Origin of the sequence: Paenibacillus sp. NPDC058071 (assembly GCF_042885235.1) — a bacterium.
In the GTDB taxonomy this organism is placed as follows: Bacteria; Bacillota; Bacilli; order Paenibacillales; family Paenibacillaceae; genus Pristimantibacillus.
This window is the reverse complement of record NZ_JBHVSK010000020.1, coordinates 1-23,437: the sequence shown is the minus strand read 5'-3', so window position 1 is coordinate 23,437 and position 23,437 is coordinate 1. Positions and strand designations below refer to the sequence as shown.

At 51.2% G+C, this 23,437-nt stretch carries 21 protein-coding genes and 1 rRNA gene; 2 read left to right on the top strand and 20 right to left on the bottom strand.

The features are described from left to right. Nucleotides 1-121: 121 nt before the first annotated feature. The 4 genes from pssA to ACFVTB_RS23760 form a co-directional block, all read right to left on the bottom strand. Nucleotides 122-868 carry a CDP-diacylglycerol--serine O-phosphatidyltransferase gene (gene pssA / locus ACFVTB_RS23775; protein WP_387754951.1) on the bottom strand — a complete coding sequence of 249 codons (747 nt, stop codon included), beginning with the start codon at nt 866-868 and terminating at the stop codon, nt 122-124. Between the two features lie 83 nt (nt 869-951). Further along, nucleotides 952-2,028, bottom strand: a complete 1,077-nt coding sequence (gene disA, locus ACFVTB_RS23770; RefSeq protein ID WP_387754948.1) for a DNA integrity scanning diadenylate cyclase DisA — start codon at nt 2,026-2,028, stop codon at nt 952-954. A 10-nt stretch (nt 2,029-2,038) separates the two neighbouring features. Beyond that, nucleotides 2,039-3,406 carry a DNA repair protein RadA gene (radA, locus tag ACFVTB_RS23765; RefSeq protein ID WP_387754945.1) on the bottom strand — a complete coding sequence of 456 codons (1,368 nt, stop codon included), beginning with the start codon at nt 3,404-3,406 and terminating at the stop codon, nt 2,039-2,041. A 136-nt stretch (nt 3,407-3,542) separates the two neighbouring features. After that, nucleotides 3,543-3,869, bottom strand: coding sequence for an antibiotic biosynthesis monooxygenase (locus ACFVTB_RS23760; RefSeq protein ID WP_387754943.1), 327 nt, complete (start codon nt 3,867-3,869; stop codon nt 3,543-3,545). 562 nt (nt 3,870-4,431) lie between these two features. On the opposite strand from ACFVTB_RS23760, the gene ACFVTB_RS23755 reads away from it, so the two are divergent. After that, nucleotides 4,432-4,617, top strand: a complete 186-nt coding sequence (locus ACFVTB_RS23755; RefSeq protein WP_387754940.1) for a hypothetical protein — start codon at nt 4,432-4,434, stop codon at nt 4,615-4,617. A gap of 159 nt (nt 4,618-4,776) precedes the next feature. Here the strand turns inward: ACFVTB_RS23755 and clpC are convergent, their stop codons facing one another. The 13 genes from clpC to ACFVTB_RS23690 form a co-directional block, all read right to left on the bottom strand. Next, entirely contained in the window at nt 4,777-7,242 is a 2,466-nt protein-coding gene (gene clpC / locus ACFVTB_RS23750) for an ATP-dependent protease ATP-binding subunit ClpC (protein ID WP_387754937.1), read from the bottom strand. 2 nt (nt 7,243-7,244) lie between these two features. Next, entirely contained in the window at nt 7,245-8,321 is a 1,077-nt protein-coding gene (gene mcsB / locus ACFVTB_RS23745; protein ID WP_387754935.1) for a protein-arginine kinase McsB, read from the bottom strand. A 35-nt stretch (nt 8,322-8,356) separates the two neighbouring features. Then, nucleotides 8,357-8,878, bottom strand: a complete 522-nt coding sequence (mcsA, locus tag ACFVTB_RS23740) for a protein-arginine kinase activator protein McsA (RefSeq protein WP_387754932.1) — start codon at nt 8,876-8,878, stop codon at nt 8,357-8,359. A gap of 38 nt (nt 8,879-8,916) precedes the next feature. Further along, a complete protein-coding gene (locus ACFVTB_RS23735; RefSeq protein WP_387754930.1) occupies nt 8,917-9,378 on the bottom strand; it encodes a CtsR family transcriptional regulator in 462 nt (153 codons plus the stop codon). Between the two features lie 785 nt (nt 9,379-10,163). Continuing rightward, nucleotides 10,164-11,585, bottom strand: a complete 1,422-nt coding sequence (locus ACFVTB_RS23730; RefSeq protein ID WP_387754927.1) for an aldehyde dehydrogenase family protein — start codon at nt 11,583-11,585, stop codon at nt 10,164-10,166. Between the two features lie 203 nt (nt 11,586-11,788). Then, entirely contained in the window at nt 11,789-13,165 is a 1,377-nt protein-coding gene (locus ACFVTB_RS23725; protein WP_387754924.1) for a sensor histidine kinase, read from the bottom strand. Continuing rightward, nucleotides 13,162-13,839: a response regulator transcription factor gene (locus ACFVTB_RS23720; RefSeq protein WP_387754922.1), complete on the bottom strand. Its 678-nt coding sequence runs from the start codon at nt 13,837-13,839 to the stop codon at nt 13,162-13,164. The genes ACFVTB_RS23725 and ACFVTB_RS23720 overlap by 4 nt, the downstream gene beginning before the upstream one ends. 23 nt (nt 13,840-13,862) lie before the next feature. Then, entirely contained in the window at nt 13,863-14,843 is a 981-nt protein-coding gene (locus ACFVTB_RS23715; RefSeq protein ID WP_387754919.1) for a FecCD family ABC transporter permease, read from the bottom strand. Nucleotides 14,844-14,864: 21 nt separating this feature from the next. Next, nucleotides 14,865-15,815 carry a heme ABC transporter substrate-binding protein IsdE gene (gene isdE / locus ACFVTB_RS23710; protein ID WP_387754916.1) on the bottom strand — a complete coding sequence of 317 codons (951 nt, stop codon included), beginning with the start codon at nt 15,813-15,815 and terminating at the stop codon, nt 14,865-14,867. Nucleotide 15,816: 1 nt separating this feature from the next. After that, nucleotides 15,817-16,896: a heme uptake protein IsdC gene (gene isdC, locus ACFVTB_RS23705; protein ID WP_387754913.1), complete on the bottom strand. Its 1,080-nt coding sequence runs from the start codon at nt 16,894-16,896 to the stop codon at nt 15,817-15,819. A 239-nt stretch (nt 16,897-17,135) separates the two neighbouring features. Next, complete coding sequence (gene isdG / locus ACFVTB_RS23700) at nt 17,136-17,468, bottom strand: heme oxygenase (RefSeq protein ID WP_387754911.1); 333 nt, start codon at nt 17,466-17,468, stop codon at nt 17,136-17,138. 36 nt (nt 17,469-17,504) lie between these two features. Next, nucleotides 17,505-18,503, bottom strand: coding sequence for a FecCD family ABC transporter permease (locus ACFVTB_RS23695; protein WP_387754908.1), 999 nt, complete (start codon nt 18,501-18,503; stop codon nt 17,505-17,507). Continuing rightward, nucleotides 18,500-19,462, bottom strand: a complete 963-nt coding sequence (locus tag ACFVTB_RS23690; protein WP_387754905.1) for an ABC transporter substrate-binding protein — start codon at nt 19,460-19,462, stop codon at nt 18,500-18,502. Before ACFVTB_RS23690 ends, ACFVTB_RS23695 begins: the two co-directional genes overlap by 4 nt. A gap of 400 nt (nt 19,463-19,862) precedes the next feature. Between ACFVTB_RS23690 and ACFVTB_RS23685 the strand changes: the two genes are divergently transcribed. Beyond that, nucleotides 19,863-21,551 carry an S-layer homology domain-containing protein gene (locus ACFVTB_RS23685; protein WP_387754902.1) on the top strand — a complete coding sequence of 563 codons (1,689 nt, stop codon included), beginning with the start codon at nt 19,863-19,865 and terminating at the stop codon, nt 21,549-21,551. A gap of 205 nt (nt 21,552-21,756) precedes the next feature. Here the strand turns inward: ACFVTB_RS23685 and ACFVTB_RS23680 are convergent, their stop codons facing one another. The 3 genes from ACFVTB_RS23680 to rrf all read right to left on the bottom strand — a co-directional run. Further along, the gene (locus ACFVTB_RS23680; protein ID WP_387754899.1) at nt 21,757-22,965 is read right to left on the bottom strand and encodes an S-layer homology domain-containing protein; all 1,209 of its coding nucleotides are present in this window, start codon (nt 22,963-22,965) and stop codon (nt 21,757-21,759) included. A gap of 144 nt (nt 22,966-23,109) precedes the next feature. Next, nucleotides 23,110-23,256: a hypothetical protein gene (locus tag ACFVTB_RS23675; RefSeq protein WP_387754896.1), complete on the bottom strand. Its 147-nt coding sequence runs from the start codon at nt 23,254-23,256 to the stop codon at nt 23,110-23,112. 86 nt (nt 23,257-23,342) lie between these two features. Then, nucleotides 23,343-23,437 (bottom strand): 5S ribosomal RNA (gene rrf, locus ACFVTB_RS23670); the annotation flags it as partial.

Here is a 23,437-nt window from a genome sequence, read left to right as displayed (position 1 = left end):
TAAGTTTGATCCGAAATCAGAAGAAGCGTCTGTTCCGCAGCATTTACTAAGCAAAAAAAGAACGGATTGCAGGCCTATTCAGGCCTGCGATCCGTTCTTTTTCTGAACCTTCTTCTTGCGTTTAAGCGGAGGTATCGGATTGAACCGGCTCCTCGTTGTTTTCCGTTACGGGGTGACGCCGACGCGAGCGCCGTTTGCGACGCCAGTCAACGTTTTTTTTTAAACCGTAAAGGGCGTACAACAGCAATGGGATAAAGACGATCTTGTACAGCTGTTTCTCCAGCGTAACGCCAAGAATTATCGCGATTAGAACGACAATGGGCACCACCCATACTGCACTGCGGGGAATGCCGATCTTTTTGAAGTTCGGATATTTAACAGTACTAACCATTAGCAGCGATAGCGCAAAAGAGCTTAACACCAGCACGGTTAGAGGAATATCGTCTTTAAAGAGCGCGAGCGTAGCCAGTACGCCTCCCGCCGCCGGTATCGGCAAACCGATAAAATAACCCGGAGCGCTGGAGATTACGTTAAATCGGGCCAGCCTCAATGCACCGCAAATCGGAAATAATGCCGTTATTATCCACGCGAGCGTCTGATTTAGCTCAGTGAACGCTACAACGTACATAATAAATGCGGGTGCTACGCCAAATGAAATGACATCGGATAAGGAATCAAGCTCTTTGCCGAATTCGCTTTGAGCGTTCAAAGCGCGGGCAACGCGGCCGTCAACACCGTCCAGCAGCATGGCGATGAGAACCATCATGGCGGCATGCTGAGGCTTTTCGTTAAACACAAGAATAATGGCAACTATTCCAAGGAATAAGTTCCCCACTGTGAGAAGGCTCGGTATCGACTTTGTAATCATCTATTCCACCTCTTCTCTACTATGCCCTAAGTCCGCTAACTGATGTATGGTTTAAAGGACACATTCAATCTATTGTATGAGATTTAGATTTGTCTGTCAATGAACATCTGCTCCTGAATCCGCTTCAGCCCGTCTTTAATCGCTCTCGCTCGAACTTCGCCGATACCGTCGACTTCGTCCAATTCCTCGATCGTAGCCATCAGTACATGAGGCAGACGGCCGAACCTTTCGATCAGGTTGTTCATAATAATAAGCGGCAGGCGCGGAATGCGATTCAGCATGCGATAGCCGCGAGGAGAGACCGCTTCTTCAGCCATCGCTCCGGTATTCGTGTAGCCGAGCAAACGAATGACCGGCTGGGCGTCGAGCAGCTCGTCGGAGCTTAGCTTTTTCAATGCGATACGAATTTCCCGAATGCGGTCATCCGAATTGTCTTTGGCATAATCTTTCAGCAAGTACCACGCCTCTTCGTCCACCCCGTCCACCAGCTCTTCGAGCTGCATCGCGATCAGGCGGCCTTCCGAGCCGAGCTCCGTCACATATCGTTTTATTTCCAGTTTGACTCTCAGCACCATCTCGACGCGCTGCACGACATGCGCCACCTCTTGCAGCGTAACGAGCTCTTCGAACTCCAGTGCCGACAGATTGGTCAGCGACTGGCTAAGCACCACTTTATACTTCTCCAGCGTCTGTATCGCCTGATTCGCTTTAGTCAGAATAACGCCCATTTCCTTCAAGGAATACCGCAGGTTCCCTTGATACAAGGTAATGATATTACGTCGCTGAGATATAGAGACGACCAGCTTGCCGGTTTGCTTGGCGACGCGCTCGGCCGTCCGGTGACGAATGCCGGTTTCGATCGACGGAATCGAGCTGTTCGGGATAAGCTGGGTGTTGGCGTACAGTATACGGCGCATATCTTCGCTCAAGATGATGGCCCCGTCCATCTTCGCCAACTCGTACAAGTAGTTTGGAGAGAAATCGCAATTGATGGAGAAACCGCCGTCAACGACTTCCATGACCTCCGGGCTGTAGCCTACTACAAGCAGCGCCCCGGTTTTTGCCCGAAGCACATTCTCCAATCCTTCGCGGAATGGGGTGCCTGGCGCGACTAACTGCAATAACTGGTTCATTATTTCTTGCTGGCTTTGTTCCTTCATCGTATGCCCCCTATCCAAGTGCTGCTTTCAATGCTTCCGATACGGTGCCAACGCCGATAATTTCTATGCCTTCCGGCGGCTTCCATCCCTTTAGGCTTTTTTCCGGCATAATGACTCGTTTAAAACCTAGTTTTTCCGCTTCTTTTACTCTTTGCTCCGCGCGCGATACGGCTCGAACCTCGCCTGTCAATCCGACCTCGCCGAATATGACGTCGTACGGTCTTGTCGGCGCATCGCGGAAGCTGGACGCCAGCGAAACGGCTGCCGCCAAATCGACGGCCGGCTCGTCAAGCTTCACGCCTCCCGCTACGTTCAGATACGCGTCCTGCGTCTGCAGAAACATGCCGATTCTTTTTTCCAATACCGCAATAATTAGCGCCATGCGGTGATGATCGATGCCGGCGGACATCCGCCGCGGCGAAGGGAAGTTCGTCGTAGCGACCAGCGCCTGCAGCTCGACCAGGACGGGCCGCGTCCCTTCCATGCTGGCAACGACTGTCGATCCCGCCACACCTAACGGCCTTTCCGACAAAAACAGCTCCGATGGATTCGATACCTCGCGCAATCCTTCTTCGCCCATTTCGAAGATACCGATTTCGTTGGTCGAGCCGAACCGGTTTTTGACCGCCCGTAGCAGCCGGTACGTATGGTGGCGCTCTCCTTCGAAATAGAGCACGCAGTCCACCATATGCTCAAGCAACCGAGGCCCTGCAATCGCGCCTTCCTTGGTCACATGACCGACTAGAACAGTAGCGATGCCTTTGATCTTGGCTACGCGCATAAAGTGGGCTGTGCACTCCCTCACTTGCGCTACACTTCCGGGAGCCGATTGCACATTCGGGTCGTAGACCGTCTGAATGGAATCGATCACAAGGAAATCGGGTTGAATCGATTCGATAGCGTCGTTGATGTAATCCATGTTCGTCTCGCAGAGCACAAACAGCATCTCCGTCAAAGCGCCCAGCCGATCCGCCCGCAAGCGCGTTTGACGCACCGATTCCTCGCCCGAGATATAGAGGACCTTCAGTCCTTTTGCAGCCATTGCGTGCGAGGTTTGCAGCAGCAGCGTCGACTTGCCGATTCCCGGGTCTCCCCCGACCAGAATGAGCGAGCCCGGAACGACTCCGCCGCCAAGCACGCGGTTCAGCTCCTGCATCTTCGTCTCAATCCGAGGCTCCTGCCCGCTTTCTATATGTATGATGGATTGCGGTTTTTCTTTCTCATGAACCACTCGAAGACCCACGCCTTGGGTTTTAACGACGGTTTCTTTCTCCTCCACCATCGAGTTCCAAGCGTGGCAGCCCGGGCATTTGCCCAGCCATTTCGGCGATTCGGTGCCGCAGTCCGTACATACGAATTTCGTCTTTATTTTTGCCATGACAGGCTCCTTTTACTAAAGCTATCATTCAAAGTTTACCATTTAATGCGAACCGTATAAACCCCTAGCCAAAATGCCTACAAAAAAACTCCCTTCGGCCGCTTAGCGGACTTCAGGGAGCTGATCTAAAACGGATTTATTTGGTTACAAGCACCCGATAAGTCGTCATCTCGGAACCGAGCAGCACCGACTCTTTCGCTTCGCCTTCACCCTCCGTTTTCTTGCCGCGATGCGCATGAGCCTGACGGAAGGAATCGCTGTTCACCCAAGCTTCAAAGGCTGCTTTTGTAGCCCACGTCGTGCACACCTTCAGCTCGTCATGGTCTTCAAGCCCCTCCGTAAACAGAACCTCCATTCGGACGAAGCCTGGCGACTCCGCTACTCCTTTCGATCCCGTAAACCTTTCGGCAACCGATTCGCCGTGACCCTTCTTGACTCTAATCGTGTTCGTTACCATAATCATTGCGGTACCCCTCCTGCCTTATAGACTCCTTTTAATTTTACCAAGCTTTTTGGTTGAGAACAAATGATGCTCCGCAAAAGCGGTCCGAGATGTCGTTCGGGCTACGCAAATGCGGTCCGAAATGTCATTCTCGTTCCGGCGGTCGCTATCGCCGACCGCGGGATGAACATTCGAAAAATCATTTCGGACTCGCTTTTGCTCCGCCAAGGGAAAATATCTGGGGAATGCCGCGTAGCCTCGGTCATTCCTCAATTTAACTCTAATAGCCTGGCCTTTGCGTGCGCGAAATGCCGTGAGCGGCAGTTATTCGGCACCTTCGATGCTGGAGTTCAATTGTGTATGAAATTTCATATATAATCTGAGCAAAACTGCCGTTTAAGGTGAATATGTATGATTTTTCGTATATATTTCGCCCAATTTCAATTTTCGGTCCAATTATGTGTGATCTTTCGTATATAACTGGCCTTTTTTCGTTTTTCGGGCCAAATATATATGATTTTTCGTTCTTATTAATCTGCCCTGCAGGCCATAAAGGGGGAGTGAAGAAGTAGCGCAAAATTATGTGAAGGAGTCAGCAGCAGAAATAGAAGTAACGGAAGAAGTAGCAGGAGAGGTAGCAAAAGAAGTAACAAAAGAAGTAACAAAAGAAGTAACAAAAGAAGTAACAGAAGAGTTACTTTCGCGCGGTCCTGTGCAGGTGTCCGTCCATTACTGCCACTTTATAGCACCAAAGGTAAGTTGGGTTTAGAATGTAGTACAGTATACTGATGGCGGCAGATGCAATTAAACAATCTGCTTTCACCCATCTATCGTCCGCACCAACATCCGTCTAATCTAACTCACATACAAAGAACCTCATCCCGCTTCACAGCGGAAATGAGGTCCTTTTGAAATGGAAATGAACGTGTTATTTCGTTGCTGTCTCTTCTTGAGCCGATTCAGCGCTTTCTGTGTCCTTGCGAACCGTCAGCTCACCGTCTTGCTCGTCGATGGTAAAGTTGTCGCCTTTTTTGATTTTTCCCATCAGCAGATCTTCGGACAGACGGTCCTCGATATGCTTCTGGATCGCCCGGCGCAGCGGACGAGCGCCGTATTGCGGATCGAAGCCTTCTTTTGCGAGGAAAGCTTTCGCTTTATCCGTCAACAAGAAGTCGACTTCTTGCTCGCGGAGACGCTTGCGCAGCTCGTCGGACATCAGTGTCACGATTTGAGCGATATGCTCTTGCTCCAGCGAATGGAATACAATCGATTCGTCGATCCGGTTCAGGAACTCCGGACGGAAGCTTTTCTTCAGCTCGCCCATCACTTTGTCCTTCATGATAGCGAAATCGCGGCCCGCGTCCTGCACAGCCGTGAAGCCGAGCGAGGAATTGCGTTTGATTTGGTCAGCGCCGACGTTCGACGTCATGATGATGAGCGTGTTGCGGAAGTCGACTACACGGCCTTTGGAATCGGTAAGACGGCCGTCCTCCAGCACTTGCAGCAGAATGTTGAACACTTCCGGATGCGCTTTTTCAATTTCGTCCAGCAGCACGACGGAGTAAGGTTTGCGGCGAACTTTCTCGGTCAATTGACCGCCCTCTTCGTAGCCGACGTAGCCAGGAGGCGCTCCGACCAGACGGGATGTCGAATGCTTCTCCATATACTCCGACATGTCGATGCGGATAACCGCATTCTCGTCGCCGAACATCGCTTCCGCGATTGCGCGAGCCAGCTCGGTTTTGCCGACACCGGTTGGGCCGAGGAAAATGAACGAGCCCATTGGCCGCTTCGGATCTTTCAAACCGGCGCGCGCCCGGCGAATTGCTCTCGCTACCGCTTTAACGGCTTCATCTTGGCCGATGACGCGGTCATGGAGAATGGATTCCATTTTGAGCAGACGTTCTGTCTCTTCTTCAGCCAGCTTGCTGACCGGAATGCCGGTCCAGCTTGCGACCACTTGCGCGATATCTTCAGGCGTAACCTCGGAATCGGTACGGCCTTGTTTTTCTTTCCATTGGTTTTTCGTCACGTCGAGCTCTTCGCGGATTTTTTGCTCTGTATCGCGAAGCGCTGCCGCTTTTTCGAACTCCTGGCTTTGAACCGCGGCGTCTTTCTCCTTGCGGATATCTTCCAGACGGTTCTCCAGTTGTTTCAAATTAGGCGGTACCGTGTACGAGTTCAGTCTTACCTTCGAGCCCGCTTCGTCGATCAGATCGATCGCTTTGTCCGGCAGGAAGCGGTCCGTAATGTAACGATCGGACAGTTTTACCGCCTGCACGATAGCATCGTCAGTAATTTTCACGCGGTGATGCGCCTCATAGCGATCGCGCAGCCCCATCAGAATTTGTACCGCTTCTTCAGGCGAAGGCTGATCTACCGTAATCGGCTGGAAACGCCGTTCCAGGGCAGCATCCTTCTCGATGTACTTGCGATATTCGTCAAGCGTCGTCGCGCCGATGCACTGCAGCTCGCCGCGCGCCAGCGCAGGTTTCAAAATGTTCGAAGCATCAATTGCGCCTTCCGCGCCACCCGCTCCGATCAGCGTATGCAGCTCGTCGATAAAGAGGATGATGTTACCCGCTTGGCGGATTTCATCCATAATTTTTTTCAAACGGTCCTCGAATTCACCGCGGTATTTCGTACCCGCCACGACGGAGCCCATATCGAGCGTCATGACGCGCTTGTCGCGCAGTGTCTCGGGAATTTCGTTGGCGATGATCTTTTGTGCCAAGCCTTCCGCAATCGCCGTTTTACCGACGCCTGGTTCACCGATGAGAACCGGATTGTTTTTCGTCCGGCGGCTCAATACTTGAATGACGCGCTCGATTTCCTTGCTGCGGCCGATTACCGGATCGAGATTGCCTTCTTTAGCGAAAGCAGTCAAGTCGCGGGCCAGACCGTCCAAGGTAGGCGTGCTGACGTTTGACGGCGTGCCGTGGTTGCTCGATACTGCTTCACTGCTGCCCAGCAGTTGCAGCACTTGCTGACGCGCTTTGTTCAGGCTAATGCCAAGATTGTTCAATACACGAGCCGCTACGCCTTCGCCTTCGCGAATGAGACCGAGCAAAATATGCTCTGTGCCGACATAAGTATGGCCAAGCTTTCTCGCTTCGTCCATCGACAACTCGATCACTTTTTTCGCGCGCGGCGTATAAGCGATATTAGTAGGCTGCTCCTGGCCTCTGCCGATTAGAGCTTCCACTTCATCCTGTATTTTCTCGAGACCAAGACCAAGTCCGATCAGCGCCTTCGCGGCAATGCCTTCTCCTTCGCGAATTAGGCCGAGTAAGATATGCTCCGTCCCAATGTTGTTGTGGCCCAAACGGACCGCTTCTTCCTGCGCCAATGCGAGTACCTTCTGCGCCCGCTCCGTGAATCTTCCAAACATCATATTCATGCACCCCCATGCTCGGTTTGACTCCGCAATTGCTTGCGGATTAATTCGGCCCGTCTATAATCCCGCTGCTCGGCGCTCATCTTTTCGTTGAACGCTTGCTGCAGGAAGCCGGGTTGCGTCATCACGATTAATTCATTCGTGACTTGCGGCGAAACTTCCTCCAACAATCCGAGATCGGCACCCAACCTAATATCGGACAGCCGCTGCGCTGATTCTTTGGAATCCATCGTTGCGGCGTAAGAGAGAATGCCGTAGGAGCGTCTAACCCGATCCTCGATCCGAAGACGGGAATCGGTTAGCAGCCTGACCCTGGCCGCCTTCTCATGCTCGATAATTTGTTTGGCTACGCCGTACAGATTGTCGATGATTTCTTCTTCGGACTGTCCAAGCGTTACCTGGTTTGAAATCTGGAACAGATTTCCCAGCGCTTCGCTACCTTCCCCGTACAGCCCTCTAACGGCCAAGCCGACTTGCGTTACCGCCGATAAAATACGGTTAATTTGCTGTGTCAGCACAAGCGCCGGCAAATGCATCATGACCGATGCCCGGATTCCTGTGCCCACGTTCGTCGGACAACTCGTTAAGTATCCCCGTTGTTCGTCAAAAGCGTAATTCGTTTCCGCTTCAAATATATCGTCAATGCGATTCGCCAGTGTCCAGGCTTCCTTAATCTGAAAGCCGGGATACAGACATTGGATTCGCAAATGATCCTCTTCATTGATCATAATGCTGATGGACTCGTTCTCGCTTAGAATGACGGCCCCGCCACGTGAATCATTAGCCAAATTGGGACTAATGAGATGCTTTTCCACCAGCACCCGCCGTTCCAGCTCGTTCAGCTCCGATAAAACAATCGTATCAAACTTGCCGATCGGCGCCAGCTTTCCGGAGTTGGAAACCTCGGTTAGCAGTTCCATCACTTCCGTCAGCTGGTGGTTGGTCGCAAGCATCGGAAAAGGCAACTGCCGCAAATTGCGGGCTACCCGGATTCGGCTGCTAATCACAATTTCCGAATCGGGTCCAGCTTCCTTCATCCAATCGCTTACCGCCTGTTGTGAGAATCGGCGTTTCATTAAGAGGAACCCTCCTTCATGCGGCCTTTCCTGGCTTACAGATCTACTATTCTACGCTCAAGCTCCCTGATTCGATCACGGATATGAGCCGCGCTCTCAAATTCTTCCCGTTCGATCCGGCCTTGCATATCGCGGCGCAATTGTTCGATTTCGCGCTTATACTGGATTTGCGTACCGGAGCGCTTTGGAATTTTCCCGCTGTGCACCGTGTTGCTGTGGATTCTTTTCAGCATCGGATCCAGACGGTCGGCGAAATGCCGATAGCAGGAACTGCAGCCGAATCGACCTAGCTTGCTGAACTGACTATACGTCAACCCGCAATCCTCGCAACGCAATTGAGGCTGCGTTTTCAGACCGCCTCCGGTTGCTCCCGACGGATCGAAATCGAGCAGCCCGGACAACAAACTATGAATCGAGAAACCGTTCGGCGCTCCCGGAATGCCCTCGCCCTTTTCCCTGGCGCACGACTCGCAAATGTGGAACTCGTTTTTCTCCCCGTTTACGATTTTCGTAAAATGAAGCGTTGCCGGCTTCTTGCCGCATTCTTGGCAAATCATGCCGAAACCTCCTTCCGGTAGCATTAGCTGTGGAACCGCTATTTAACAAGCAGCGTAATGAGCATGGAGCGCAAAAGGCGAGCCCTGACCTCATCCCTCATCGGCAGCTTAAGCGCAATCGTCTCGCGGTCGACGGCCGCTCTCAGCAAGTTGCCTTCGCGCCTTGTGACGAGACCGGCTTCCTCCAGCTGATAAATAAGACCTTCCGCCACGCTTTGTTCGACGCAATCTCCAATCGTTTGATGGATATGGAACTGGATCGTTTTCAGCGCCGGAAGCTCTACCCGTTGGATGCGAATATAGCCTCCGCCTCCCCGCTTGCTTTCCACCATGTAGCCTTTCTCCAGTGTAAACCGGGTACTAATAACATAGTTGATTTGCGAGGGGACGCAAGAAAACTTATCCGCCAGCTCGTTGCGCTGAATTTCTACCGCGCCTTCGGGGCTATCCTGCAGCATATGCTTCAAATACTGTTCGATGAGATCGGAAATGTTACGCAAACCACCAACCTCCCTGTGATGCATAACGAAGTCAAAGTTCTTCCAAGATGCAAGGACAGCAGCAGCTTTATCGCGATAGGCGATTGATCAACAACTGACTTTGACTTTCTTTGACTTTAATTTTATTATACGCGAAAAAAAGGAAAGGTCAAGACGCGCATTTGCAATTTTCTGACGATTCTCAAATCCGCTGCCGAAAATGGCGCTAATACTTAGCATGGAGCGCTTTTTGCTTATTTATACGCTGTTTTCGGCTATTATCCTCCGGTTATAAACAGTTGTGGAGAAAAAAGAGGACAAGAGGCGGTTCTCGCTTATTCACATGTGCATAAGAAAATAAATTAGGCGGCGTCTGTTTTTATCCCCACTGTGCATAAGCAATGCGAAAGTTATCCCGTGCGGGTGCGGGTGCGGGTGCGGGTGCGGGTGCGGGTGCGGGTGCGGGTGCGGGTGCGGGTGCGGGTGCGGGTGCGAAAAAAAAGCCCTCGTGGCAAACTCGGTCGCAAACCGAGCTCGACGGGAGCATTTCAACACTCTTACTTCTTATCCTCGAAACTGACCAAGTTTCCGTTTTTCGTATCGTTTAGCGCTTCGCGCTTCAGAATCTTTAAAAAGAGTGACACAAGATCCTGCCGTACACCCGTAATTCACAGAAACGAGCTAGTAATACGATCTCCTTTACCAGCCCCTGCTTCTACTTCGATTCCACTGCCATCGCTGTCCATTCCAGCCATCTCAACGTGAAGAACGGGCACTTTACTTCGCCCTCTAAAAATTAAACCGCCTTAACGATTAATGACGACAAGCTTCAATTCCGTCATTTCTTCTACCGCATACTTGATGCCTTCGCGGCCAATACCGCTTTCCTTCACGCCGCCGTAAGGCATATGATCAACACGGAACGTGGGGATATCGTTAATCATAACCCCTCCGACATGCAGTTTTCCCGCGGCGTCCAGCGCCGTGCGCAAGTTTTCCGTATAAATGCCCGCTTGAAGGCCGTACCTGGAGTTATTCACAAGCTCGAACGCTTCTTCCATCGTGGACACTTTGTTAATAACCGCAATCGGCGCAAAAACTTCCTGGCAGGACACTTTTAGTTCCGCATATGCATTCGTAATAACAGTTGGCGCCACAATGCCGTTCTGAACGGTTCCGCCGGTGACAACCGTCGCCCCCGCCTCACGCGCTTCATCAATCCACTCCATTGCACGTGCTGTATCCCCTTCGGAAATTAACGCGGATAGTTCCGTCGCCGGATCGAGTGGATCGCCCTGCTTAAGCCGCCCTGCCGCCTCCGCAAACTTTGCAGTAAATCGGTCGTACACATCCTCATGTGTATAAATGCGCTGAAGCGATATGCAGACCTGCCCCTGATTCGAAAAAGCGCCGGTAACGCAGCGATTAATAATCCCATCGATATCGACACCACGATCGATCAGGAGAGCCGAGTTGGAGCCTAGCTCCAATGTGACCCGCTTCAATCCCGCACGGCTGCGAATGCCAATGCCGACTTCCGGGCTGCCCGTGAACGTAATCATGCTTACTCTGTTGTCTTCGACGATCCGATTGCCGACTACGCTTCCCGATCCGGTTACGATGTTGAGCGCTCCCGACGGGAGGCCAGCCTCATCCAGCAGCTCGGCAATCAAATAAGCGGAAAGCGGCGTCTGCGAAGCTGGTTTTAAAACAATTGTATTGCCTGCTGCAATCGCCGGTCCGACTTTGTGCGCAACCAAGTTTAGAGGAAAATTGAACGGTGTGATCGCTCCGACCACTCCGATTGGTTCTCGAACGGTGTATGCGAGCTTGTTCTCGCCGCCAGGGGCGGCATCAAGCGGAATCGTCTCTCCATGAATCCGTTTCGCTTCCTCGGCCGCAAACTTATAGGTCTGCACCGTGCGAGCCACTTCCGCTTTTGCCGTTGTAAAAGGCTTGGCCGCCTCAAACGCGAGCAGTCGGGCCGCTTCGTCCGAGCGCTTCTCAATTGCCAAGGCTAGCCGTTCCAAAATAGTCGCGCGTTCATGCGCATGAAGCGCCGCCATAGAGGCTCTTGCCTCATAGGCAGCGGCGATAGCTGCCTCGGTCTCCTCCAGATCGGCCGAAGGAATTTCAGCAATCACTTCTCCTGAGTACGGGGAACGAAGCTGAACATATTTTTTAGCCTCGATCCATTGACCGCCTATCCACAGTTTTTTTCTATCCACAGGTTGTTCACCTTCTTAAGTTGTTATAAGTCTTCCTTCTTATTGTAACAGACTCCACTCCTCTGTCCTATCTCGCAAACAAGACTTAACGCGCAAAAAAGCGGCATCCACATCGGGATAACCGCACCAGAAGCTTATTCTCTTCACGATGAAAATGGCCTATGAACCCACGCCACGCTCGTCTTCCGTTCCCGCCTCAAAAGCTAATCCGGAATGCGTACGCAAAATGTCGTACCGACCCCCATCCGGCTCTCAGCTTCTATCGTTCCTCCATGCAAATAAACGATTTTCTGTACGATCGCGAGACCGAGGCCGGTACTGCCGGAGCCTCGCTGGCGCGCGCTGTCGCCCCGGTAGAAACGATCGTAAATATACGGCAGCTGCTCCTCAGGTATACCGTTGCCCGTGTCCGCAATGAGGATGACGCAATCCCGGTCCTCTCGGTAAGCTTCGACTGTAACGGTGCTGCCTTCTGGAATATGCTTCACTGCATTGGACAGCAGGTTCGACCAAACCTGCATTAATAGCACTTCGTCACCTACAATGTACAATTGCGGCGCAAGCCGCAGCCGGACGGCGATTTCTTTCTCGGTCAGCTGCCACTCCAGCAATTGAAGCGCCTGTCGGATCTGCGGCTGCAGTCCGAACGAACGCTTTTCAACCGCTGATCCGGTGTTATCCAGTGTGGACAGCAGCAGCAGTTGACGGCTGAGCGCCGCCAAACGACGCGCCTCCTGCCCGATGACGCTTGCGTAATGCCGCCGTCTCTGCTCGTCCGCCTCTTCCTGCAGCAGCGAATCGGCAAAGCCTTGTATCGACGTCAGCGGGGACTGAATTTCATGCGACACATTCGCAACAAATTCTTTTTTCGCCTTATCAGAGCGTTCCAGCTCTGTGCTCATTTTCTGAAAATGCTGCGCAAGCTGGCCAATCTCATCCTTCCGTTTTGTAGGCAGCTTTAAGGTATAGTGCCCCTGCGCGATCAACTTCGTCGCATCCTTCAACCTTGTCACCGGATGCACCAGATAGCGCGTGCTGATCAGAAAAAACGGAATACTGAACAAAACCGCGAACGCCAATATCATCGCAAAAAAGCTGCGCAGCTCGCCGAACTGCAGCCGAATATCGGGGCGCAAAAACAAAGCGTAACGATCTCCATTCGCCAGCATCGGCACGCCTACCGAATTGCTCAATCTATTCTCGAAATAACCTGTGACAAAGGGCTTGTTCGGGTATTCAGCAACGCCGTGAAAGGACATCCCCTCCAGCACCGACCGCCGAACGTCGTCCCCGAGATCCAGCACTCGAAAAGGAGCGCCGTAGTACATCTCGTTGCCTTCCTCGTCTATCAGATAAAGCTGGTAGCCAAGCGACGCCGCATGGCTAAAGTAATCGCCCATCTGCTCAGGGAATCGCTCGACATAATCTCTTATTTGCCCCACGATACCCGACAGCTTGGCGTCATTGTAAGGCTTGAGCTCCCACTGATAGTAGACATTCGCGGTATAGAAGCCAAGCAGGCTGCTAAGCGTTATAGCGTAAATAGTAATCATAAATACGCGAAAATAAAGCGATCTCATCCGGTTGGCACCTCAAGCTTGTAACCGATTCCTCTTACCGTATGAATAATGAAGCCGCGCTCATGCTCGGGAAAACGCTGGCGCAGCCTTTTAATGTGCACATCGACCGTGCGCTCGTCGCCTACGTAATCGGAGCCCCACACAAGACGAATCAATTCGTCGCGCGAAAAAAGCCTCCCGGGATATTCCGCTAGCTGCGCCAGCAGCTCGAATTCCTTCATCGGCGGCAGCAGCACCTCGTCTCCGATGCGCACCTCGCAATTTTTACGGTCGATAATGACGTCATTTAAACGAATTTTATCGCTTGAAGGCAGCGAATAACGGCGAAACAGCGCTTTTACACGGAAAAGCAGCTCCGGAAGCTCGAACGGCTTCGTAACATAATCATCCGTTCCGCTCAAATAGCCTTGCTCCTTGTCGCTAAGCTGATCGCGCGCCGTCAGCAGAATGATTGGAATATCATAATTTCGGCGTGTATACTCACACAGAGTCAAGCCGTCCACTTCCGGCATCATGACGTCGAAGATAGCCAGATCGATCGAGCGTCCTTTCAGCATGTTTATCGCCTCGCGTCCGTTCTGCGCCTCCACAACGCGAAAGCCTTCCAACGTCATGTAATGACCCAGCAGCGCTCTCGTGTTCGCGTCATCGTCCGTGATTAGCAAGTGCTTCAACCCAATCAACCTCCTCTTATCGGTTATCTTCGCAGTTTGTCGCTCCGGCGCAGCATAAAGATCAGGAACGGCCCGCCTACAACAGCCATAATAATGGAAGCTGGAATCTCTGCAGGCGCCAGCACGGTTCGCCCGATCGTATCCGCACTCAAAATAAGAAGCGCACCGCCGATTGCGGAAAACGGAATGAGCAGCTTGTAGTTGCTGCCGATTAAAAGCCTGCCGATATGCGGAACCAGCAGTCCTGCGAATAGAATCAGTCCGCCAATCGCCGTAGCGACTGATGCAAGCAAAACGGCCACCGCCGATATAATAAGCCGGACTTTCGTGACGCTCAAACCAAGATTACGCGCTGTTTCATCTTGAAAGGCAAGCATGTTGCACCACGAGCCGAGCGCCAGTGCCAGCAGCAAGCCAATGCCGCCAAACAAGCCAAGTATGTATACGTCCTCCCATGTTTTCATCGTAAAAATGGAGGAAACCGCCTGGTTGACGCTCGTTACCGCATAGCTCCCGCGATAATTGAACGATTGGCCCAATCCACTGAACGTCGCATTTATCGCGATCCCGACCAAAATGAGTCTGAGCGGATTCAAGCCCGAACGCCAGGAAAGCGAATAGACCAAGTAGCAGGCAAGCGCACCGCCAAGTACGGAAAAGAGCGGAGCCCAAAAATATAAAACCGGAAAAATCGTAATGATAGCTAGCGAGACGACGCCCGCTCCTGAAGAAATACCCATGATGCCGGGCTCCGCCAGCGGGTTTTTCATCACCGCCTGCAGCAGCGCGCCTGACACGCCAAGCGCCGCTCCTGTCAGCATCGAAACTAGAATCCGAGGAAACCTCAAATCTTTAATAATTTGCACCTGTTCGTTCGAACCGCTGAACAATCCTTGCACAAGCTCTCCAAAGCCGACGCGAATACTTCCCGTCATGGCCGAATATAGCGCCGCCACGGTGAGAAGCAGCGTCACTACCGCAAATACGGTTATTTTTCTCGTCATATTCCCACTGTCCTTTGCCGGTTACGGATAGAGCATAGGAAGCAGCGCTTCCAACGCCTCTCCCACCGCCAGATTGGCCGTCGTGCCGAACAAGGACTCCTCTAGATCGTATACCTGCCCTGTTTGCACCGCCTTAAAATGCTTCCATATATCGTTCTTGCGGAATTCCTCGTCGAACATTTTGACGACCTCGTCCGGCATGCCGTGAGCCGCTCGCAATATGACGTCCGGATTGGACTTATGCAAGTACTCCGTGTTCGAGGCAAGGAACTCTACTTTGGAGTCCTGCACAATATTGACTCCGCCGAGCAGTCGCACCAAATCTCCGATGTAGGAATGCTCCGTCGCTACCAGATAGCTGCCGGGCACGCCTAGCAAGATAAGAACCGTCGGCTTTTCTTTTCCTTCCGTCGCCTGACGAACATGCTCGAGCGTGGCATCGAACGCCTTCACGATTTCCGCCGCCTTCTCCTGTTTGCCGAATCGCTCGCCGAGCGTCTCGATCTCCTTGCGCATACTGTCCAGACTCGTCAAATCGAGGAATGAGGCAGGCACTTTGGCGTTCTCGAACACGGGCTCGAGCTCATACTTGAGCGTCGTGACGGACAACACCTCGGTTGGCTTAAGCGATTTGACAAGCTCCATATCCGGGCTCATCGGACTGCCTACGCGGGTTACGCCGTCATAACGGCTTGGCAGCGTTTTGACGCTTGTCGGCACGCCGACAAGATCGATTCCCAGCATATCCATGATTTGCGTCGCCGCTACCGTTGTCGCGACGATGCGATGCTCAGCGTTTCCGTCATTCTCTCCCGCTAGGCCGCCGTTTTGTCCGTTCGGCTCAGCCGTTGCCCCCTCGGCCGGTTGATTCGCCGTACTATTGTTAGCGGTTGATCCTGATCCCCCGCAGCCTGCAAGCAGAGGTGCGCAAAGCAGGAGCAAGCCTATAATCGCGATAAAGGTTCTGTTCATCTTATCGTTTTCTCCTTATCCAGACGAAGGAGGCTCCCGCTCCGACAAAAACGACCAGTCCCGCAAACGCCCAGACGCTTCGGGCGGAATTAGAGCCAGCGCTAGCCGCCCCGGTTTCTGTTCCAGCAGTTGCGTTAGCAGCTTTGACAGCGTCGTCGGTTGATGCAGCAACGTTCTCGACGGCCGCTTCACTATCCGCTGGCGCATTGTCTTCAGAGGCACCTTCTGCATTTTCAGCATCGTTCGTCCCGTTCGCTTGCGCACCGCCATTTGCGTTGGCTGCTGTTTCTTCAGCCGGAGCCTCTGTCGCCTCGGGAGCAGGAGATGCCGATGAAGCAGTAGCAGTATCAGCACCGCTTGTGCCTTCCGAAGCTTTCTCTTTCTCCGCTTTGCCCTCCGTCGCCTTCGCATTTCCGTCAGCCGCAGGCGTTTCCTTCGCCGCTGCGCTCTGCTGCTCCGAAGGCCCACTCGCATCCTTACCATTGTCCTTAACGCTCGTCTTCGGCTTATCGGTTGGCTGTGCTGATGGCTTTGCCGTTGCCGCTGGCTTATTCGCAGCCGGTTTCTCGCTTGGATGAGTGGACGGTTCGGTCACCCGTTCCGGCTCTGCAGCTTTAACGAGCTTAAAGCTATCGGTGTCGAATACCAATCGTATGGTGTAGCCGTGGTCGTAGCCGATGTCCGGAATCGCTACATGAATTTTGGACAGAATCGGCTTCGTCACATCATCTGTCGTAAATTGCACAACGCGCCGGTTGTCGGAATTATTCGTTTCGATAACTTGAGCATCCGAATAGCTGCCATTACGGGAAACTTTGAACTCGGTCACCCAGTCGCTATGGTTAATCGTCAATCGAATGGTCGTTTTTCCTTTATTGAACACAACAGAAGCCGGTTTCTCCCAGTAATCGTTAGCGATCGATACAGAATCATCCTCTGCCTTCAGCACCAAATAATCGACTGTGTAGGAGCCGTCTTTCCATTCCTCTTGAGCGCTTGCCGCCATTGCAGGCAGCATTAACGCACAAGCAAGCAGCAGTGCGAATGCCCATTTTATCGTGCTAGCTTTTGCAAGCTTCAATGCTTCTTCATCCTCTCCGGTTGGTTGGCCTTAGTCGGCAAATCCTATAAACTCTTATGAAAAAGATTATTATTATCATATGTATGATAATGATTATCATTATTGAATAAGCGTACAAGTATGATTACGCTCTGTCAATCCCTTTTTAGTTTTTAGGCCGTAAAACAGAGCAACGGCGAAAAAAACGGGCTTTCAAGAGCAGCTATGCTCCCCGTGAAAGCCCGTTTCATTCATTGATTTTATACGGCCTGGCTCTCTTCTTGAGGCAGCGGGTGGCGTACGATTTTCACATCGTAAAACGCGATTTTGTTGGAAATGATGTATTCCGGCTTCTCCCGGTGGGAATGCGACTCACGGAACGCATCGCTGCGCGTCCAAGCTTGAAAATCCTCTTTTGTCTCCCAGCGCGTGCTGACTGTTACTTCGTCGTATTCCTTCACGTTTTCCGTGAGCATGACTTCAAGCCCTAGGAAGCCTTTCATGCCTTCCACTTGGCCCACCTTGTCAAACCGCTCAATCAGCTTCATACCGTCACCTTTTGTAATTTGCGAAACGTTTGTCACGATAACCATAAATAAATTCCTCCTATATGTTAATTTGTGTTGTACCTATCGGGTAAGCTTTCTTTTTTTCAGCAAAATGAGAAATACGGGCGCTCCGAGACAAGCGAGCAAAATACCGGCTGGCAGCTCTAGCGGGTCGAACCAGCTGCGCGCCACCGTATCGGCAACCACCATCAGCCAGGCGCCCCAGACCGTCGATAACGGCAGTAAGTAACGATAGTCATCGCCTATTAGCAGCCTGATAGCATGCGGGATCAGCAAGCCGACAAAGCCAACCAAACCGGCGACGCTCACGGCAGCCCCCGCCAGCAGAGATGCGAGCGCGATAATAAAAAATCGTTGCCGCTCTACATGCTGGCCCAGCGATTTCGCCGAATTGTCGCCGAGCGCGAGCATATTGACCGCCTTGGCGGCAAAGGGAACGAGCAGCAGCCCGAGAACGGCGTAAGGCAGCATAAACGTCAGATGCGGCCAGCTTCTGCCACTCAATCCCCCGGCCAGCCATGGAATGACGCTTTGAACGCGATCCGCGTTCAGCACCATAATGCCGTTCATTACCGCGCCGAGCAAAGCGTTGATCGCAATGCCGGATAGTACGATTTTGACGGGCGATACGCCTTTATCCCAAGCCAGCGAGTAGATTACAATCGCTGACAGCAAGGCGCCGGCAAAAGCAAAAGCGGGCAGCAGGTACGAGAATTGCGGCAGTATGACCAATGCCACCGTCGCAGCCAATCCGCCGCCGGACGAAATCCCGATAATGCCCGGATCGGCAAGCGGATTGCGCATTACGCCTTGAAGCAGCGCACCCGAGGCGGCTAAGCAAGCTCCGACAAGCAAGCCGACGAGCACCCGAGGCAGCCGCAAGTTCCAAATAATCGTCCAATGCATTTCATCCCCGCCGCCCGTTAACACGGCCCAAATGTCGGGAAGGGATATAAATACCGAGCCGCTGCCCAGACCGTAAAGAACGGCCGCGATAATCGCCGGTAAAGCCGTTATTGCGAGCAAACTTCTTCTTTTATTTCTTACGCTGATCTTCATGAGCGAAGCAGCTCCTCCAGCAGCTCCACGGCATCGACAACGCGCGTCCCTGGATTCGTACCGAACAGCTCTGATGGAAGCACATGCATGCGACCGTTACGAACTGCGGAAAGTGAATTCCACGCTGGACTGCTCTCCATCTCGCGGATAAAGCCCCGCTCGACTTCCTCCGTATTGCCGTGCGTCATCATTAGAATGATGTCGGGATTCGCTTGAACGACGCGTTCTGTATTCAACTGCGCGTATTGCGGGAAGTTTTGCATCCGCGGCAGCTCTGCCGCTACATTGACGCCGCCAACTGTTTCAAGCAGGTTGCCGGCCAGTGAATTTGGCAAAGCGGCCAGATAAGAGCCTGGCGCGCCATACACAAGCAGGACGCGAGGCTTATGTCCGTCAGCCTGCTCATTGTCATGCTGTCGTTTCACGGCCTCCGCAATTGCATGATCTATGCTGGAGACAAGCTCAGCCGCGCGGTCCTCTTGTTCCAGCAGCTTGCCGAACAGCTCGATTTGACGCTTAATGTCGTCAACGGAGTTGGCCTGTGTCAGCACGGTTTTTATCCCGATGCCTTGTAGCAAGGGCACGTCGTTCATATTAATCGGATAATTGCCGAGCACCGCATCGGGACGTACGCTTGCGATCTTTTCTAAATCGACCGTATGCACCGATCCGATCTCCAACGCCGTCTTTGCAGCATCCGGCACAAAAGCGCCAGAAGCTTCAGGCCTTCCTACTACCGAACCGCCGAGTGCATACACAATATCGACCTCGCCGTTGCCGAGCGCGACAATACGCTGCGGAGGGCTCTCGAACGATACGCTCCTATCAGCAAAATCGATGATATTCAGCTTACCTTCTCCCCCGCTGCTATTAACAGCAGAACCGCAGCCGGATAAGAGGCCAACCGTAATGATCAATGCCGTCCCTATTCCCGTACAGCGTTTCAATATTGCCTTCAATTGTTATCTATGCCTCCAGCCTCTTTTTAATGAGATCAATTCTCACTTTCATCTGCACAGTTGCATTTTACTTTGCAATTATGAACGCGGTATGAAATGCAGATTACAATTTTGAAGCTTCTACTGCCGTCATTTCCTCAGCTATCCCGACGTTCAAATTTGTAATTTAGAATTCATTCTCCGTTCATAATCACATAGTAAAATCGACTTGCCACTCGGACGATAATGATTCTCATTATCCTTTGTTACTTTGATTCATCTGCACGCTGCCGTTTGGCGTTTGGCGTCTATCAATAGATTCTTTTACTGGGAGGGAAGCCGCGGGTTACATATTGGTTTTAAGCGGAAGCTTCCGCTATTCAAATTTTCATTTATATCATTCAAAGGAGTGTTTCTACAAATGAACAAAATGCTTCGCCAATTTACTTCGCTCTTCATGGCGCTCGCTCTGACGCTGTCGGCTTTCACTGCCGCGGTTTCGGCGGCTCCTGCTAGCTCCGGTTCATCTGCGCCGGTGGACGGCGTTTACAACGTTCCTTACCAATACTTGAACGACAACGGTTCTGGCAAAACCTCCTCCGTTAACAATTACGCTGTCCCGGGGACGGGCAAGCTGACGATCAGCAACGGTAAAGCGACTTTCTCGCACGAAATGAAATCGTACGAAGTATTTAAGTACATTGGAAGCCTGAAAACTGGCGAGACGAAAGCAACGATTCCTGCATACGGATCGCCTACACCGTTTGACCAAGCACAGCTTGCACGCTATGATGCGGCAACTGCCGTTACAGTGACTAATTCTACGTATCACCAAGTAACACTGAACATTAGCGACATTAACCAAGAGCAAGCCGCCATTGTTCATATTGAACTGACTACGCCGGTTTATTCCGCTTGGCATGGCGTTCTTCTGAAGCTGGACGTCTCGAATGTGCCGCTTCAAGGTACGAATCCAGGAACTAATCCGGGTACGAACCCAGGCACAAATCCAGGCACTGACCCTGGCACGAACCCGGGCACCAATCCAGGTACGAACCCTAGCGTCTTGCAGGACGGAAAATATATTCTGAGCTTTAAAATCCTGAAATCGGGCACCTCTCAAGCTTCCGTAATGGACGATTATGTTGCACATCCAGGACGTCTGCTTGTTGAAAATGGAAAAAAATATGTCCAAATCTTTTTGAAGCAAAGCAAGGAAGTGACCTCTTTCCAAGTTGGCGGAAGCGAAACGCAAACGATTGAAAGCGATTCGGCCTCCAATACAAGAAGAGTTCAATTTGAAGTTTCTGATGTCCCGTCCACTTTAAGCGGTCATGTCAAAATCAACTGGCCAGCAATCAATTATGTTGAAGACTATGCTGTCGATATTCAACTGAACTCGGCATTCCCTACAACAAGCTGGGGTTCCGATAACTTTGGCACCATTCCGGAGCGCCCTAACCCAAGTGAAACTAAAGAAAAAGAAGAGAAGGAAGAGGAGAAACCGGAAGAGCCTGGTAAAGAAACCGGCACTAAGCCTACCCAACCGACAACCGTATTCAAAGATAGCGCATCGCATTGGGCTGCCAAGTCGATTGAGCGTGCCGTTCAATTGAACTTGATTACTGGCTATGCAGATGGAACTTTCAAACCAAATGCTTCCGTTAACCGTTCCGAATGGACAGCTATTCTTGGCCGCGCTTTGAAGCTTGAAGGACAAACCAAAACGGTAGAGTTCGCCGATCTCGGCAACATTCAATCGTGGGCAAAACCGTATATCGAGCAAGCGGTCGCTGCTGGCATTATAAACGGCTACGAAGACGGAAACTTCCGTCCAAATAAAGAGATTAACCGTGCTGAATTGGCGGTTACTATCGTTAGAGCTCTTAACTTACCGCTTGAAAACGCATCTGCGCTGACTTTCGCCGATGCCGATCAAATTCCGCAATACGCCAAAGCATACATTGCTACTGCTGTGAAGTACGGCCTCATCACTGGCCAGGAAAATAACCGTTTTGGCGCTGCAAAACCAGCCACCCGTGCGGAAGCGGTAACGATCGCGTTGCGCGCTGTAGACTACCTGGAAGCTAATAAGAAAGCAACTCCGTAAATACACAAAAAAACAAGAAGCGCCGCGAGTATCCGCGGCGCTTTTGTATGTTTACCTTCAACTAACAGCCAGGGCTCTTATTCTTGATAATGGACTGTTAGATCATCATTTCTTTTTATGCATACCTTCCTGAGATACAAAGGCAATTACGATTAATTGTTCGTATAGTAATTCCCTATCTGGTTCTCAATAGGTTCTGATACGCTTAATAAGCTTCTACAGTTATCATAGCTTGATTATCTCCATTTTCAACAAGCCGTTCAGGGTATCTCACTTTGGATTCTACTTTTATTTCAGAATATCCTCGAACATCAATCGTAACGGGATTCGAGTGATTCGTTAATTGTTCATAGGTATATAAGGTTTTTATATTCCCAAGCGTCGCATACACATCAAGTATTTGTTTAGAGTCCACTTTCAGAACGATGCGTTCGACTTTTTTACCGTCAATCATAGATTCCTGAAATTCGGCTATATAACTGATACCTGCATCTTTACCATATAAGTTCCCTCCAATTCCAACGCCTCCTTTAGGATCTACATATGTCCGGGTTACTGGCTCTTGAACAGGAGTTTTCTCCCTATCCTTGTCTCTTTCCCTATCAACGGAAGTCTCAGAAGGTAGTGCCACGGCCTCCGTTACAACCTTTGTGAGGCGGTGAAGAATGGTAGCCACTTCTGCTCTCGTAACCTGCTGTGAAGGATAAAACTTGTTTTGCTTGTCCAAGGACATAATGCCAAGACTAATATATTTATGCAAGGCGGCTACCTTCATACATTCAATATCAGTCGCACAGTATAATTCCGAGCCGTCTTTTTCAAGACCCATAATTGGAGACATCGTAGAAGCTGTTTCCCAAAATGTATCAAGCTGTTTTTCCGTGGCAATCACTTTCCGTTGCACATCTTTTGCTTTCATTAAAGTTTTCATTACAGCTTTCAATTCCGGGTAATCGTCAATCCCTAACCTGCCCTCAAACAATGTGTTCAAGACCATCAAAACTTCCCATCTTGTCAACTTTTTCTCTGGTAAATAAGAATATGTTTCCTTATTCCAGTTCTGCTTATCGGCGGCGTATATCGGCCAATTTACATTATAGAGCTCGACAAACTCCCTACTGGCCCAATGGTTTTTATCGATACCCGGTATAGCCTCTGGACTGTCGGCTCTTAGCTCAGGAAACAATCGATAGATCATAACAGTTAGTTCTGCTTTCGTTACCGACTTTTCAGGTCTAAAGCTACCATCTTCGTAGCCTACGATCACATTTCGATCAACCATGAAATCGATCGCTTCTTTTGCCCAACGATATTTGTATGGATCAACATCCGAAAACTGGGCATTCACAACGTTCCCCGACAATCCAAAAATAATGACAAGCACAAATAGAGACGAAAGCCATTTCTTTAACAAATCGAACACTCCTCATCTATGTTTGTAAAAATATGTAGTATTCAAGTCAATATTATACCATAGCAATGAGTTTAATCCTGTAATCGTTTCTTTTGTATCGTTACTAGCAATAAATATCTTACTTCTTCGAACACAACAAAAAACCTACCGCAATAATGCGGTAGGTCTCTCGTAGCTTGGCGACGTCCATTCCGCACCGGATGAATAAGCTTTCTTGACGACATCGAGGTCGGCATCTGTTGCTTCCTTAAAAACCGTTCCTGCTTCGTGGAAGTCACTTCGACCAAGCAACAGATACTCTCCCCGGGAGAGTGGATCGCCATACTTCTTCGAACACAACAAAAAACCTACCGCAATAATGCGGTAGGTCTCTCGTAGCTTGGCGACGTCCTACTCTCCCAGGACCCTGCGGTCCAAGTACCATCGGCGCTGGAGGGCTTAACGGTCGTGTTCGGTATGGGAACGCGTGGTT